Annotated in this window: 11 protein-coding genes and 3 pseudogenes; 10 read left to right on the top strand and 4 right to left on the bottom strand. The window is 61.9% G+C overall.

Annotated features, from left to right (window positions below):
* Nucleotides 1-145: 145 nt before the first annotated feature.
* Nucleotides 146-2,383: a thioredoxin domain-containing protein gene (locus tag QZ648_RS00085; protein WP_291995762.1), complete on the bottom strand. Its 2,238-nt coding sequence runs from the start codon at nt 2,381-2,383 to the stop codon at nt 146-148.
* A gap of 119 nt (nt 2,384-2,502) precedes the next feature.
* On the opposite strand from QZ648_RS00085, the gene QZ648_RS00090 reads away from it, so the two are divergent.
* From QZ648_RS00090 to QZ648_RS00105, 4 genes are all read left to right on the top strand, one after another.
* A complete protein-coding gene (locus QZ648_RS00090) occupies nt 2,503-2,979 on the top strand; it encodes a TerB family tellurite resistance protein (RefSeq protein WP_291995763.1) in 477 nt (158 codons plus the stop codon).
* 103 nt (nt 2,980-3,082) lie between these two features.
* Nucleotides 3,083-4,168 carry a hypothetical protein gene (locus QZ648_RS00095; protein ID WP_291995764.1) on the top strand — a complete coding sequence of 362 codons (1,086 nt, stop codon included), beginning with the start codon at nt 3,083-3,085 and terminating at the stop codon, nt 4,166-4,168.
* Between the two features lie 96 nt (nt 4,169-4,264).
* A complete protein-coding gene (gene gor, locus QZ648_RS00100; RefSeq protein WP_291995765.1) occupies nt 4,265-5,623 on the top strand; it encodes a glutathione-disulfide reductase in 1,359 nt (452 codons plus the stop codon).
* Between the two features lie 114 nt (nt 5,624-5,737).
* Entirely contained in the window at nt 5,738-6,262 is a 525-nt protein-coding gene (locus tag QZ648_RS00105; RefSeq protein ID WP_291995766.1) for a peroxiredoxin, read from the top strand.
* A 97-nt stretch (nt 6,263-6,359) separates the two neighbouring features.
* Here QZ648_RS00105 and QZ648_RS00110 read toward each other — a convergent pair whose 3' ends face one another.
* The 3 genes and pseudogenes from QZ648_RS00110 to QZ648_RS00120 form a co-directional block, all read right to left on the bottom strand.
* Nucleotides 6,360-7,202, bottom strand: a complete 843-nt coding sequence (locus tag QZ648_RS00110; protein WP_291995767.1) for a putative RNA methyltransferase — start codon at nt 7,200-7,202, stop codon at nt 6,360-6,362.
* Between the two features lie 349 nt (nt 7,203-7,551).
* A pseudogene (locus QZ648_RS00115) lies at nt 7,552-8,210 on the bottom strand (DUF998 domain-containing protein).
* 102 nt (nt 8,211-8,312) lie between these two features.
* Complete coding sequence (locus QZ648_RS00120; protein WP_291995768.1) at nt 8,313-8,969, bottom strand: NAD(P)H-binding protein; 657 nt, start codon at nt 8,967-8,969, stop codon at nt 8,313-8,315.
* A gap of 800 nt (nt 8,970-9,769) precedes the next feature.
* Between QZ648_RS00120 and QZ648_RS24765 the strand changes: the two are divergent.
* The 6 genes and pseudogenes from QZ648_RS24765 to QZ648_RS00150 all read left to right on the top strand — a co-directional run.
* Nucleotides 9,770-9,922 (top strand): annotated as a pseudogene (locus QZ648_RS24765) (hypothetical protein); the annotation flags it as partial.
* Nucleotides 9,923-9,974: 52 nt separating this feature from the next.
* Nucleotides 9,975-10,184 carry a hypothetical protein gene (locus QZ648_RS00130; RefSeq protein ID WP_169065624.1) on the top strand — a complete coding sequence of 70 codons (210 nt, stop codon included), beginning with the start codon at nt 9,975-9,977 and terminating at the stop codon, nt 10,182-10,184.
* 27 nt (nt 10,185-10,211) lie between these two features.
* Nucleotides 10,212-11,840, top strand: coding sequence for a site-specific DNA-methyltransferase (locus tag QZ648_RS00135; RefSeq protein WP_291995770.1), 1,629 nt, complete (start codon nt 10,212-10,214; stop codon nt 11,838-11,840).
* Between the two features lie 103 nt (nt 11,841-11,943).
* Nucleotides 11,944-12,474 (top strand): annotated as a pseudogene (locus QZ648_RS00140) (zeta toxin family protein).
* Nucleotides 12,471-12,650 carry a hypothetical protein gene (locus QZ648_RS00145; RefSeq protein ID WP_169065621.1) on the top strand — a complete coding sequence of 60 codons (180 nt, stop codon included), beginning with the start codon at nt 12,471-12,473 and terminating at the stop codon, nt 12,648-12,650. Before QZ648_RS00140 ends, QZ648_RS00145 begins: the two are co-directional and overlap by 4 nt.
* Nucleotides 12,647-15,340 carry a DEAD/DEAH box helicase family protein gene (locus QZ648_RS00150; protein WP_291995771.1) on the top strand — a complete coding sequence of 898 codons (2,694 nt, stop codon included), beginning with the start codon at nt 12,647-12,649 and terminating at the stop codon, nt 15,338-15,340. The genes QZ648_RS00145 and QZ648_RS00150 overlap by 4 nt, the downstream gene beginning before the upstream one ends.
* Nucleotides 15,341-15,924: the final 584 nt, after the last annotated feature.

The following is a 15,924-nucleotide window of genomic DNA, read 5'->3' on the forward strand; positions in this document are numbered from 1 at the left end:
AACGCGATGGTTCGTATCTCCCTAGGACAGCCTACGCAGAGGAGCGGAAAGGCCGCAGATCCCCGAGATCAGCAGCGCGTGAGTGTGATCACCCGATTTGATATTCCAGGAGGAAAACGGCAAGGGGGCCGGCAGCGGGGCTTGTTCAGAGCGCCGCTCGCCCGAGTTGCGCCGCGAGCCCTGCGGCATCGGTGACCGGCAGCTCGCAACGACCCTGACGACAGACGTAGGCCGTCGGGAGACCGCCTTGCGCCACTTTTCCGCGCACGAAGGTGACGGTCTCGGCCAGCGCTGCGATCGCCGATTCCGGGCCGCCGGCGATGGCGCGTGACGGCAGGTAGGTTTGACGCAGGACCGACAGTAGCGGCGCCGCCGCGTCGGCCGCAGTGGCCGTGTCAGCCACCCTCTCGGGCCAGACGATGGCAATTTCGAGCGGCGTGTCGGTCAGGAAATCGAGCGCCAGCAGTGCTTCGGTCATGGCGATCGGCCTTTCGCGGAGGACCTGGGCGTGCGCTCGCAGGCCGCGTTCGGCGATTTGTCGCCAGTGGTCGTCGCCGGTGAACACGCCCAGGCGCAGGGCGTTCATCAGCGCTACCGAGGTTCCCGACGGCTCGGCGCCGTCGTAGGCCGGTTTTTCGCGCGCAATCAGCGTTTCGTGCCGGGGACTGCTCATGAACCAGCCGCCCGTCGGGTCCGCGAACAGGCGCTCGGTGGCTTGCGCGAGAGTCAGCGCTTCTGCCAGCCAGCGCGCGTCGAAGCTCGCCTCGTAGAGGTCGATCAGGCCGGCGGCCAGAAACGCGTGGTCGTCGAGGAAAGCGGGGTGCCGCGCCTGCCCGTCCTTGAAGCTGCGCTGCAGTTCGCCGTCGCTGCTGCGCAAATGGGCGAGCACGAAATCGGCCGCGCGTGCCGCCGCGGCGATGTAGCGGGGTTCGTCGAGAATCCGTCCGGCGACCGCCAGTGCCGAGATCATCAGGCCGTTCCAGGCGGCCAGGATTTTGTCGTCACGCAAGGGCGGAAGGCGCCGCGCCCGCGCCTCGTAGAGGATGGCACGCGCCTTGGCCAGCGCTGCCCAGCGGCTTTCATCGGGGCTAGGGACGTTGAGGATGCTGCGCCCCTCCCAGTTGCCGCCGGTTCGTACGTCATAGTGGGCGAGAAACAGCCGCGTCGTCTCGCTGCCAAGCGGGGCCAGTTCGCGGCGTATCTCGTCCTCGGTCCACACGAAGAAGCGTCCTTCGTCACCTTCCGAGTCGGCGTCGGTGGCGGAATAGAAAGCGCCGCCGCCGTCGGTCATTTCGCGCAGGACGTAGTCGCAGGTCTCACGCGCGACGCGGGCAAAGTCGGCGCGGCCGCTGACCTGGAAGGCCTCGGCGTAGGCGACGACCAGCAAGGCGTTGTCGTAGAGCATTTTTTCGAAGTGCGGCAGCAGCCATTGCGTGTCGGTCGAGTAGCGATGAAAGCCGCCGCCGAGCTGATCATAGAGCCCGCCGGCAGCCATTTTCTCGAGCGTCAGGGTCGCCATGTGCAGCGCGTCGCTGTCGCCCGTGCGCTGAACGTGCCGCAGGAGAAGGCGTAGCGGAACGTGTGAAGGAAATTTCGGCGCCCGCTGCAGGCCGCCGTGCGCGCTGTCGAAGGAGGCCTTGTAATGCGCGACGGTGGCGGCTATCAGCTGACGGGCGGGCAGCTCGGCCATGTCTTTCGCGGCGTTCCCTGTGTTCTCTCCGTTCACCGCGGCCGTGCCCTGCATGTCCTGGCGCACTGCGTCGACCAGTGCCGCCGACGCTTTGCCGACGCGCTCGGGATCGCGATGAAAAGTCTCGGACAAGGCGCCGAGCAGCGACAGGAAGCCGCGCGAGCCACCGCGGACGCCGTCACGCGGCGGGAAATAGGTGCCGGCAAAAAACGGTTCGCGCGCGGCGGTCAGCCAGACGCTCATCGGCCAGCCGCCGGACCCGGTCAGTTGCTGCACAGCGCTCATGTACACCGCGTCGATGTCGGGACGCTCCTCGCGATCGACCTTGACGGCTACGTAATGCTGGTTGAGGAAGCGGGCGATCTCCTCGTCTTCGAAGGACTCGGCTTCCATCACATGGCACCAGTGGCAGGTCGAATAGCCAATCGACAGGAATACCGGTCGGCCGAGTCGCCGCGCTTCAGCAAAGGCCTCGTCTCCCCAGGGAAACCAGTTGACCGGGTTGTGCGCGTGCTGCAACAGGTAGGGGCTGCTCTCCAGTGCCAGGCGGTTGCTGAAGCGGGGCCGGCCTGCGTCGTCGAGGTGATGCGTGCGTGGCACATAGTCCGGGCCGCGCTGGGCAATCGCTGCGCCGAGCGTCTTCGCCAGTTGGTCGGAAAAAGGCGCGCTTCCAGGCGGGGTTCCGTCAGTCATTGTCTTTCTCCAGTCGATGGGTCAAGCAGTGGTTCACTGTCCGGCAGCCGACCCGAAAAAACGCGCAAGCGAGCAGGCTGCTAGAATACGCCGCTTGCCAGCCACGCGACAAAACAGACATGATCGCCACCATCAAGGAATTCTTCAACCAGTTCATCGAACCCGGCACGCGGCAGGGCGCGGCGGGCGCCGCACATGGCCTGCAGGTGGCCACGGCCGCCTTGCTCCTGGAAATGATGCGCATGAACGATCGCATCACCGATGAAGAACAGGCGGCCATCGCCAGCGCCTTGCATGTGCAGTTCAAGCTTGATGCCGCAGAGCTCGAGACCTTGATGGCCCTTGCCGATCAGGAAGCCCGTGGGGCCAGCGGCTACTATCAGTTCACGTCGCTGATCAATGCCAGTTGCGGTGCGGAACAGAAGATCCGCATCATCGAAAATATGTGGCAGGTCGCGCTGGCCGACGGCCACCTGGACGCCCACGAAGCGCACCTGATGCGCAAGATTGCCAACCTGCTTTACGTCGGTCACGGCGACTATATCGCTGCCAAACAACGGGCGCGCGAGGCGATGGGTGTGCCACCGGCAAGGTAGGCCCGATTTCGCCCGCTATCTGGTCGGAGTGCAGCGTGCAGCGTGCAGCAGAGGTGCGGCGCGGCAAGCCGTCACCGCTCACTCTTTGTGGAGGTCAACAGTCATGCCCGGATCAGCCAAGCTTGTCAGTCGCGCACTTCTACTGGTTTCGGTCTGCGTCCTGCCTGTCGCTCAGGCGCTGGCGGCCGAGCTTGAGCCGCAGCGCGACGTGCACGTGAGCTTCTCGACTGAAGGTAGCGAGAAAGGCGCCGGTATTGTCGTCGGTGAGGTCAGCAAGGTGGGCAAGGCGGCCAGGCACGACTTCTCCTGCGTCTTTCTCGACTTCGGCCTATTCACGCGCTTCGATCAGAAGGCTCCCGGGCAGCCGTCGCAGCGTCTCGGAATGCTTTCTGTGGAAGTGAAAGATCTGGGCTCGCAGACGACTGTTGCCTACCGCAAGGCTTTGCCGTTTCCGGCCGGGATCCGCCTGGAAAAGATCAGCACCTGCGACAGCGATGCAGCGAAACAAGCAGCGAAAGAAGCAGCGAGAAATCCAGCGAAAGAGCCAGCGAAAGAGGCTGCGAACGAGCCGGAAAAAAAAGCGGGACCACCGCAGATCCTGTCGTTCAAAGTGACCCCTGATCGTGTCCAGCGCGGCGGCTCGGTAACCCTATCCTGGGAAGTGCAGGACGCGGACGGCGTTCGCCTGTTCGACGATTCCGGCGAGGTCGAGACCAGGAACCTGGTTCCTGGCGGTCCGCGCGGCCGGCCGCTGTCGATCTCGGGTTCAGAGTCCCTGTCGATCGACAAGGCAACGACCTTCAGGCTGCTGGCGGTGGATCGTCAGGGGCGGCGGGTGGCGGCGACGACGACGGTTCGGCTGCTCAATGGGCAGTCAGTCAGCTGCCGGATCTTCGGGAAAGTGAGCGGAACGCCGGTGCGCATTCGCCTCTCTCCCGCGGGGCCCCTGGAAACCTTCAAGCTGACGCACGTAGGGGTCTTCGTTCCCGGCGAGCGGCAACCGGCACTCAGCACGCGAGTCGATGCGCAAGGAAGCTACAGTTTTCCGAATGTGCCCGGGAATCAGGAGTTTCGCGTCGGGCCTCTGGGGCCAAATTGGCTCTACGAGGACAGCAACGAGAGGGTGTCGTGCCTGGCGGGAAAATCGTTCAGGGTAGACTTTGCGATCAAGGGTGTGCGGGCCGATTGAGTGCTTGCGCTGCCCTGGATTTAAACGCCTTGTCGGGTGCCTGGCGAGGTCGCCGGAACCAGCAGGCTGGAGTGCACAAATCAGGAGGAAATACCTGTGCAGAACTATGACTATGATCTATTCGTGATCGGCGCCGGCTCGGGCGGGGTAAGATCTGCGCGCATGGCGGCCGGTTTTGGCGCCAGGGTGGCGGTCGCCGAAGATCGCTACCTGGGAGGCACCTGCGTCAATGTCGGTTGCGTGCCCAAGAAACTCTACGTTTACGCGGCCGAATTCGGCAAGTCCTTCAAGGACGCGCGCAATTTCGGCTGGGCCAGTGAAACCCCCGCTTTTGACTGGGCAACCCTGCGCGACAACAAGAAAGCAGAAATCTCGCGCCTCAACGGGATCTATGACAAATTGTTGTCCGGGGTACAGGCCGAGGTAATCAACGGCCGTGCGCGCATCGTCGACGCGCATGGCGTGGCCGTCGGCGAGCGGCGCTACACGGCAGGCAAGATCCTGATTGCCACTGGCGGCTGGCCGCATATCCCGGACTTCCCGGGCAGCGAGCACGCCATCAGCTCCAACGAGGTTTTTGACCTGGAGACTTTTCCCGAGCGCCTGGCCATCGTCGGCGGCGGCTACATCGCGGTGGAATTCGCCGGCATTTTCAACAGCCTGGGGGCGCGCGTCACGCAGTTGTACCGCGGCCCCCTGTTCCTGCGCGGCTTCGATGCCGATATCCGTGCGCATGCTGCGCAGGAGATCGCCAGGACCGGCGTAGACCTGCGTTTCGAAGTCAATGTCGAGTCCATCACCCCGGGACCCGGTGGCCTGCAGCTCAGTCTGAGCGACGATACGGTCATCGAAGTCGATGCCGTGCTCTACGCGACCGGGCGCAAAGCGAATCTGCAAGACCTGGGTCTGGAAAGCGTGAACGTGGCCCTCAACGATGATGGCACGATCAAGGTCGACGAGGATTTCCGCACTTCCGAGCCGAGCATTTTCGCTCTTGGCGACGTTACCGGCGGCATCGAGCTGACGCCGGTGGCTCTGGCCGAAGGCATGGCTTTCGCCAGGCGCCAGTTTGGCGGGCTGGAAAACACGGTCGACTATGACTTCATCCCGACGGCCGTGTTCTGCCAGCCGAATATCGGCACGGTCGGCTTTACCGAAGAGGAAGCGCACGCCAGGTTCGGCCATATTCGCTTGTTCAAGTCCACCTTCAAGCCCATGAAGCACACCATCAGTGGGCGGGAAGAGAAGACGTTCATGAAGCTGATTGTCGATAAGGCCAGCGACCGGGTCGTCGGTGCGCACATGATGGGTCCGGACGCCGGCGAGATCATGCAGGGAATCGCCATCGCCATGCGCGCCGGGGCCACGAAAGCCGTTTTCGATACCACGATCGGCATCCATCCGACCGCGGCCGAGGAGTTCGTCACCATGCGTGAAGCCTGGCGGGAAGACTGATGGTGGCTGTTTAATGCCTTGCCGACCCTTGGTCGAAGCCGAATATGGCATACAATAATTTTCGTCCGACCCGCAAAAACTGCTGATTTTCAAACTCAACGAAGGAGAAACAAGATGTCGCATGCTGTCCCTAGCGTTATTTTCAAGACTCGCGTACGCAATGATGCCCTGGGTGGGCCGAACCCGTTCGAATGGAAGGATCTGACCAGCGACGAGATCTTCAAGGGCAAGAACGTCGTCGTCTTTTCACTGCCCGGCGCATTCACGCCGACCTGCTCGACCTCGCATCTGCCGCGCTATGAGGCACTCTATGACGAGTTCAAGGCGCAGGGTGTCGATGCCATCGTCTGCATATCGGTGAACGACGCCTTCGTCATGTACCAGTGGGGCAAGAGCCAGAATGCGGAGCATGTCTTCCTGCTGCCGGATGGCAATGGCGAGTTCACCCGCAAGATGGGGATGCTGGTCGACAAGCACAATCTGGGCTTTGGCCAGCGTAGCTGGCGCTACTCGATGTATGTCGAAGACGGTGAAATCAAGCGCCTGCTTGCCGAAGAAGGCTTCGCCGACAACTGCTCGACCGACCCCTTCGAAGTGTCCGATGCCGACACCATGCTCAAGTATCTGAAAAGCCGCTGATCACCAGCGCCGGGGATAGGGAGGATAGGGAGGTTTTGTGACGCAGCGGCAAGCGTCGTCGTCCTTCCTTGCCCCTGCTGTGTCGTGTGCGCGACCTCTACGTTACGACAAAGCGCGTCAGGCGCACATCCACGGTGAGTGACAGCGTCGTCAGTTCTGCCGCCAGCGCACGGCGCTCGGTACTGGCCCGGTAGAGGTGCGGGGTCATCGCCAGCAGATCGGCAATCGTCTCCTGGCCAGCGAGGTGCAGCGCGTAGCGTAGGTTTTCGCTCGCCAGGCTGGCAAAGCCGGGCGGTGGCTGCACCTTGGCCGTCGCTTCCGGTTTCAGCCTTGGGTAGATGATTTCGCGCAGTTGGCGCAGGTGATCCGGGCCGGCATCCACCTGCAGCAACTGGCCGTTCGGCTTGAGGACGCGGGCGAATTCGGCATGGGCGGGAAAGCCGAACAGGCACAGCAGGCGGTCGATGCTGCCCGTCTGCACGGGCAAGCGGGCGTTGCTGCCGACGACCCAGTTCGGCCGCGGCTCCTGTTTCGCTGCCGCCAGGACCGCCCACTTGGAAATGTCCAGCCCGAGCAGGGCCAGCGTTTGTCCCTTCCCGGTCGCCGCCGCCAACTGGCGCAGGTAGTAGCCTTCCCCACAGCCGGCATCGAGGCAACTAGCCCTTGCCATAGGGGGCAGATCCGCCAATGCGGCCTCGCTGACTGCGGCTGCAATCGGCTGGTAGTAGCCAGCAGTCAGAAAACGGCGGCGCGCGGCGACCATCTCCTTGCTGTCGCCCGGGTCGCGCGAGCGCTTGTGCTGCACCGGCAGCAAGTGGGCATAGCCCTGGCTGGCGATGTCGAAGCTGTGCCCGGCCTGGCAACGCCAGGTCGAGCCGCACCGCTGCAGCGGTACGCCGTCGAGCGGGCAGGCCAGCGCCTGGAAGGGGGTGATGTTCATGAACGGTGGGGTCTGCAAGCGTGAGGAAGGAGGTTCGCCCGTCGCGGCAAGTGGGCTTGGTGTCGGCGAGGGAACTCGCGGTGCGCATTGATGAAGTGAGGCGCCCTCGAGCCGGGCCGCGATGGAGAGCGGCTTACGCCGGCCATTCTACGCCCGGCGGATGCGTATTCGATCGGCCGCCGCCCCTATTTCACCAGCGAGTGACCGCGTCAGAATCGTCATGTAGGGCAAGTTCCTGCCCTACAAGAGCTGCTGATCGCCTCGTCGCGCAGATTCGGCGCCACCTCAGGCTCAGGCGGGCACTCGCTGTGGCGTTGGGGCTGCCGGAGAGAGACCGCCGGTGAGCCGATCAGTCAGCCCCGCGGCTGCGGGAGCTGCCCTGGCAGGACCGCTCCGGGGAGCGCAGCAAGCGCACGGCGAGAACCAGGACCCACAAGGAAAGAATCAAGGTGGCGAGGTGCTCAAACAGGCCGGGAGCAGGCACCGGATTTCGCGCCCACGACATGAGCAGGAGGCAAGTCAGCGCCAGGGCTCCGCTGCCGACAGAGTACCCGCTCAGGGCCGGCGACCAGGCGTGGCGTCGGCAAGCGATGCCCCAGGCGAGGGTAGCCAGGATGCCCGCGAGGAAGCCCAGCGTGGCGAACAGCCGGTGTAGTTCCTGGCTCATCGAGAACCCCCACAGCCCGGGTCGCAGGCGAACACGCCGGCCCCTATCCGCCCGACGCCATCCAGCGCGATGAGCACGGCCGTCAGTGTGCGCCATCCCCACTCCCCGTCCCGAAAGGTCGCCAGTAAAGCCAGGGCGAAACAGACGTAGAGAAAGCCGGTGAATCCGAAGGCCGCGATACGCATCATGAATTCCGTGGAGCTGCCATGTTCCGCGAGTTCGCTGATGTAGTGCGTGCGGTGACTGAACTCCGGGCGCATCGCTCCTGCCACCCCGATCAGTGTCAGCCAAAGGAGCGGGCTCAGGATGCCGCAAATGAGGCCAAGTTTTCGCAGGCTCATGGCCGCAGCGCAACGCTTCCTCGGTCAAGACGGAGGACGGTGTTAACGGGGTGCCCGGTGGCACAGCCGGCGCAAGGCAGTAAAGCGAACGGCAGCAATAGCTCAGGCGGTTTCACGCGCGCTCCGGATTGCCGCAACGTCGAGCACGCGTATCCCGGACGGCCCCTGCTCGACGCAGGCGACCAACGCGCGCAGCATCTGCTCGCGCGTGACCAGGCCGAGGCGCAGAGCCGCTTCTCGGGTCGCCGGCAGTCGTTCCAGGATTGCGTAGCAGGGAACAAGAAGAACCGGCCAGCGGTGGCCGGGACCCAGCACGTACCACGGACGGAGGATGGAGGCACTGATTCCGTTCGAGCGAATACGGTCTTCGGCAGCTTGCCGCGCGGCGATGTAGGCCTGCATCAGCGGCGCGGGATGGGCCACGCTGACATAGACCAGGTGCCGAATGCCTGCGTCACGAGCAGCATCCAGTGCGGCGTCGACCGAGGCCAGATCCACGGCCTGGAAACTGGCGGCTTTCGCCGGACTGGGGTGGCGTGTACCGATCAAGTGCACCAGGGTGTCGGCCGCGATGGCACTTGCGAAGGACGCCGAATCCAGGGCGTCTCCCAATACCGTCTCCGCGCCAGGCGGGATGCGGTGTGCGCTTTCCTTTCGGGCGAGCGCCTGAACCCGATGACCACGCGCCAACAGGGCCGCAACGAGAGCGCTCCCCATATACCCGGTAGCACCCGTAACGAAGACGGAGCGGAGCATCATCGGTGCCTCTGCGATCTGCGGCCTGATAGTGTTGATCTGTCGCGCCAAAAGCGCTCAGCCTGACCGCCGGCGGCTGGTGGCAAATGACTCCTGGTGGACAGATTGAATCGCCAGGATGGCGGTCGTCATTCGGATTTTAAGGCCGCTTCGCTAGAGGTCAATCGCTTTGCATCGTTGCCGGGCGGATCGATGCGCGCACAAGGGCGAGCTTGGACGCTGTGGACGGTCAAGCTCGCTTCCAACGACCACTGGTCGGCCACTGCGGTCATTGGGGGTATGCGCCTTGAGCGTCGGCTGAATTCTGAAACCTGCCCCACCGGCAACTATGAATTGCAGCAGCGCCAGGATTCAGCGCCGATTCCACGTCTGCCGAAAGCGTCTCCATCTTCAGGAAAGCAGCGCTACACTTCCCTTCGAGATTATTTTGGATTTTCCTCTGCGTTGCAGGACAATCCCCAAAATACCCATAGAACCCGGCTAGTGATTTCCGCCTACCACCCCCAATATCTTGCCTGCGAGCTGACGCGCCGCTGCCCGCCGGACAGCGGCGAAAAGCTGGCCGGAGTGTTGGTCGATGCTCAAGTCGATCTCAAGCCGCACCAGGTGGATGGCGCTCTGTTCACATTCAATTCGCCGTTATCGAAGGGCGCCCTGCTCGCCGACCAACGCGTCTTCGACTTGCTATCAGAAAAGTTCCAGCTCTTCGAAGGCGTTTTCGGCGCCAGCGACGAGGTGCTGGGTGCTAGACAGTACGCAGGCGCCCCGGCGACTTCTTCTATCTCAACAACGGCATCACGGCCGTGGCCGAAACCATCACGCCGGCGGCAGGAGCCCCGGAAAGGTGCACTTTCGGCTTCAAGAAGCTCTCCATCGTCAACGGTGCACAGACGGCGGGGGCTATTTTCAACGCGACCTTGGCTGGCGCAATCTCGCCGGATGCCAAGCTGCTGGTGACCCGCATCGAGATCGCTAACGGTGCGGACGAAATCGGCCTGAAAATCACCCGTGCCCGCCGTCGCCTTGGCCTGCCAGGGCTTCAAGGTCAGAAGTGCCGCCGAACTTCGGCAGCACCCCAGGCCGACCAGCGCCATCGACTTCGTGGTGAGCGCCAAGAGCAATCGCACGGATTTTCAGCCACGCGCCAACCATGTGTTGCGCCGACTGGCCGAGCAGGATGCCCAGCAGCAGGTTCAGGCGCCGCCTCAAGGTGCTTGACCAAAAAATATCGAGAAGAGCAATGCAATGAGCAAAAAACAAAAACTCGAACTCACCTGGATCGGCAAGGAGAACCGGCCGCAGCTGGAGCCGCGCATCCTGCTGGAAGACCCGGCCCGGTGTTATCACGCCGCCCATCGAATGAGCGACAAGGACATCTTCGACAACCGGCTGATCTTCGGCGACAACCTGCTGGCGTTGAAGGCGCTGGAGGCCGAGTTTTCAAGCAAGGTGAAATGCGTCTTCATCGACCCGCCCTACAACACCGGCAGCGCCTTCACGCACTACGACGACGGCGTCGAGCATTCGATCTGGCTGTCGCTGATGCGGGATCGTTTGGAGATCATCCGGCGGCTGTTGTCGGAGGACGGCTCGCTATGGATCACCATTGACGACAACGAGGCGCATTACCTGAAGGTGTTGTGCGATGAAGTGTTTGGGCGCGCGAACTTCGTCTGCAATGTTATTTGGGAGAAAGCAGACTCACCTCGAAACTCTGCCCGACAGTTTTCAACTGACCATGACCACTTGTTGGTTTACTCAAAACTTCCAGATTGGATTCCTAGAAAGCTTGCGCGCACTGATGCGGCAAATTCGATCTATGCAAATCAAGACAACGACCCACGAGGGGCTTGGTTACCGGGAGACCCATATGCCAACAAGCCGTACTCCAAAGGTCAATACAAGATAACAGGACCGACTGGTCGGGAGTTTTCGCCGCCGGCAGGCCGGTTTTGGCGAATTTCGGAAGAGAAACTTCGTGAGCTGGACAAGGATGGGCGAGTCTGGTGGGGCCCGACCGGAAATGCTCGGCCGAGTATAAAACGGTATCTGTCGGAAGTTGGCGACTTGGTTCCACGGACCTTGTGGTCAAAGGACGATGTGGGAAGCAATCGCACCTCGAAAAATGAAATGCGTTCGCTGTTCCCAGAGGACGAATCTTTTGGCACTCCCAAACCCGAGCGCCTCTTGAAGCGCGTTATAGAGATCGCCACCAACCCCGGCGACCTTGTCCTCGACTCCTTCGCCGGCTCCGGCACCACCGGCGCCGTTGCTCACAAGATGGGCCGGCGCTGGATCATGGTCGAACTGGGCGAGCACTGCCATACGCACATCATTCCGCGCCTGAAAAAGGTCATCGACGGCGAGGACACCGGCGGTATCAGCAAGGCAGTGATCTGGAAAGGCGGCGGCGGTTTCCGCTATTACCGTCTGGCGCCATCGCTGCTGGAAAAGGACAAGTGGGGCAACTGGGTCATCAACCACGACTACAACGCCGCCATGCTGGCCGAGGCGTTGTGCAAGCTCGAAGGATTCACCTATGCGCCTTCGGACGCGGTGTATTGGCAGCACGGCCGTTCCACCGAGCGGGACTTCGTCTATGTCACTACCGCCAGCCTGACCCACGAGCAATTGCAGCAACTCTCCGACGCGGTCGGACCGGATCGGTCGCTGCTTGTCCTTTGCACGTCATTCCGCGTGATGGGGATAAATGCAGCCGATGCCTACCCCAATCTGACGGTGAAGAAGATTCCCAACCAGGTGCTCGCTCGCTGCGAGTGGGGGCACGACGATTATTCCTTGCAGGTGGAAAACCTGCCCAAGGAACCACCCAAACCCGGCCAGCGGAGCCTTTTTGACGGGGACGAGACATGATTGGCGTGTACAAAGTGGCGCTGCGCCGCCGCACATGCCGGGCCTGTCTGCAACTGATGCTGGCGGCGAATTCCGACGCAGCGTGTCGGAAATCTCTCGGAAGGTGCTGGATGCTGCCATGAAGAAAATCATCATCATTGCCGGGCCGAACGGTGCGGGGAAAACGACCTTCGCGCGCGAGTTTCTGCCCAATGAGGCGGAATGTCCGCAGTTCATCAATGCCGATCTGATTGCGGCCGGATTATCGCCGTTTGCGCCGGAGGTGGCGGCGCTGAAGGCGGCGCGCATCATGCTGGAAAGCATGGCTCAGCTTGAACGACGTGGCGCGAGTTTTGCCTTCGAGACGACACTTTCCGGTGTGGCTTATGCGCGCCGCGTTCGCCTTTGGCGCGAGGCCGGCTATCACGTCACGCTGTTTTTCCTGTCATTGCCAAACTCGGAAATGGCGATTGACCGGGTGGCAGAGCGCGTGCGCCAGGGTGGGCATGACGTGCCCGATGATGGTATCCGCAGGCGTTTTGTGGCGGGGCTACGGAATCTTGAGCAGGTCTAGCGCGATGCAGTGGATGCCTGGGCCATCTATGACAATGCGGGCGATGAGCCGGTGCTGAGCAATTGGGGAGAAAAACCATGAACCAGAAAAAAATCGAACTCGCGAAAGACCCTGATTCGGCGGCTTCCTGGGTTGCCATCCGCCGTGCTGCAAAACGGGCGGAGCAAGTGGCGCTGAGTACGAATACCGAGCTTGTCGTCCAGCGCAACGGCGAGTGCGTGCATGTGAAGCCGAACGCAAAGCCAATGCCCCGATGAACCGCCACGTCAACGCCATTGCCGGCCGCCTGAGCCTGCGCCATCCGCAGCGCCGCTCGCTGGAGATTCTCGACCGCATTACGGAGATTGCTCCGCCCGCAAAGGGCGCCGATGTCGCGGCAACGCTGGAAGCCATCCGCAGCGAGTTTCCTTCGGTGACGGACTTCGAGCGCGATTTTCCCTCGCTCTGCTTCGCGCTCGCCACCGGCGTCGGCAAGACGCGGCTGATGGGGGCTTTCATCAGCTATCTGCACCTGGCGCACGGCATCGACAACTTCTTCGTGCTGGCGCCGAACCTGACCATCTACAACAAGCTGATCGCCGACTTCAGCGACCGCAATCATCCCAAATACGTGTTCCGGGGTATCGCGGAATTCGCCATCGATGCACCTTCGATCATCACCGGCGACAACTACGATCAGCGTGACCCGCGCAGCGGTACGCTCTTCGGCGGCGTCCGGATCAACATCTTCAACATCTCGAAGATCAATTCCGAGGTACGCGGCGGCAAGTCGCCGCGTATCAAGCGGCTTTCCGAGTACATCGGCGAAAGTTACTTCGACTATCTGGCCGGCTTGCCCGATCTGGTGATGTTGATGGACGAATCACACCGCTATCGGGCCAGCGCCGGTATTCGCGCCATTAACGAGCTGAAGCCGATCCTGGGGCTGGAGCTGACCGCCACGCCGTTTGTCGAGACCCCGCGAGGTGCCGTGGCGTTCAAGAACGTGATTGTCGACTATCCACTGGGTCAGGCAATGAAGGATGGTTTCGTCAAGGAACCGGCCGTGGTAACGCGCAAGAACTTCAATCCTGCGGGCATGTCGGTTGAGGAGATAGAGCGGCTGAAGCTGGAAGACGGCGTTCGGCTGCATGAAAGCGTGAAGGTCGAGCTGGAGACGTACGCCCGCGAGAGCGACAACGCCATCGTCAAACCCTTTCTGCTGGTGATTGCGCGCGATACCACCCACGCCGGGCAACTGACCGAGCTGATCAAGTCGGACAACTTTTTCGCGGGGCGCTACCGCGACAAGGTCATCCAGGTGGATTCGAGCAAGACCGGTGCGGAAGAAGAGGCGATGATTGGCCGCCTGCTCAAGGTCGAGCGCACCGACGAGCCAACGGAGATGGTGATTCACGTCAACATGCTCAAGGAAGGCTGGGACGTGACCAACCTCTACACCATCGTGCCGCTGCGGGCGGCCAACGCCCGCATCCTCATCGAGCAATCCATCGGGCGCGGCCTGCGCCTGCCCTATGGCAAACGCACCGGCGTAACGGTTGTGGATCGGCTGAACATCGTTGCCCATGACAAGTTCCAGGAAATCATCAGCGAGGCCAACAAGCCCGACTCGGCGATTCACTTGCAAGCGGTGGTACTGGATACGGATACCCTTGGGCAGAAGACGACCACGCTGGTGTCGCAATCGCAACTGGCCACCAAGCTGGGCTTAAGGCCAGCCCACGCGACGAGCAGCACGACGGTGGCCGGGCGGGATCAGGCGCCTGTGTTCACCAAGCCGGCAGAGCAGAAAGTGGCGCAGATCACCTATGAGATCATCCGCCAGCTGGAAAACCAGCCGCAGACTGTGCCCACCATCGAGTATCTGAAGAAACCGGAAATTCAGGCCGCCATCGTCAAAGCGGTCGAGGAACAGCATCAGCCGACCCAATTGGAGCTGGAGGGTGTGACCGAGAAGCCGGACTTTGCGGCTGTGGTGGCAATGACCGTCGAGTTGGTGACGCAGCAAACCATCGACATTCCGCGCATCCTGGTGGTGCCAAAAGGCGAAGTTAAATCCGGGTTCAAACCGTTTACCCTGGAGCTGGCCACGCTGAAATATCCGGCGGTATCTGACGAGCTATGGATTCAGCACTTGCGCACCAATCAGTTGGATGTCGTTTCCTTGCGCCGTGATGGTTTCGAGGAAGCCCGCGTCGAAGACTATGTGGTCAGTGGCCTGGTGGACTTCGACGACATTTCCTACGACAAACACGCCGACTTGCTCTACGAACTGGCGACGCAAACGGTGCAGCATTTCAAGGGTTACCTGTCCGAGGACGATACCCGCAAGGTGCTGCGCTGCTACCAGCGCGACATTGCGCGCTTCATCCATGCCCACATGCAGGCGCATTACTGGGAAGACGTGGCTGGCTACGAAGTGAAGATCAGCAAGGGCTATACCGAGCTTAAGCAGAGCGCCTACACCTATTCGGTGCAGGAACCGCCTGCCAATTACCGGGTGGAGCCGGCGGACAAGAGCAACATGGCGAAATACCTGTTCGGCGGCTTTTCGAAATGCCTGTACCCGGTGCAGAAATTCGACTCCGACTCGGAACGTAAACTGGCCGTGATTCTGGAACGCGATGCTTTCAAGTGGTTCAAGGCGGCCAAGGGCCAGTTCCAGATCTACTACCGGAACGGCGCGGAGGACTTCGAATACCAGCCCGACTTCGTTGCTGAAACGACGGCCACGATCTACGTGCTGGAACCCAAGAAGCGCATAGAGCTTGACGACCCGATTGTCATTGCCAAGAAGGAGGCCGCCGTCAAGTGGTGCACTAATGCCTCAGATCATGCGGCGAACCATGTCGGCAAGCCGTGGCGATATCTACTGATACCGCATGACGAGATTGTGGAGAACATGACCTTGGATGGTTTGGCGCTGCGGTTCGGTGGCAGAAGCTAACGGTCATGACATGTCGAGACACCCCTGATGATGAAAGCCATGACCGTTTTCCCTCTTCCCCTGACCCTTCTCCCGCGAGGGGAGAAGGGAGTTTCGTGAGTCGCTTGCGCGACTTTCACATTAACGATCGGCGCTGCTGAGGCAAGCCCTACGCTCGTAAAGCGTCCGCCACGCGATTCATCGCGGCCTGAACCGGCTTGAGTAGCCAAGGTCCGTTCAGGCAGACGACCAGATGAAGACCGTTCCTCTCGGAATGCCCGCTTCGCAGCAAGTACCGGACGCTGATTGTCGTCGCTCCGACTGCGTTTGCGTGCATTCATCGCCGCCAAATCCGTGCGCTTCGACGCCGCCGCTAACGCCGTCCCCCGTTGCAGGCGCTGAACGACTCGATACCCGTCGTAGGCGCAATAGGCCATCACCGTCAGTTCTGGGCGATGACCTGCCGGCAAGCGAACCCTTTCCGATGACCGCCAGACACCAGAAAGCTGGCGGACGACGATTCAGTTTGTGGAGTTGTCCTCAGGCGCTCGCCCTGTTGGGCCGTTGAAACTTCGTGTAGTGCTTCCATCGACTCCTCAACCGGG

Source organism: Candidatus Accumulibacter sp. ACC012, from assembly GCF_907163155.1.
Taxonomy (GTDB): Bacteria; Pseudomonadota; Gammaproteobacteria; order Burkholderiales; family Rhodocyclaceae; genus Accumulibacter; species Accumulibacter delftensis.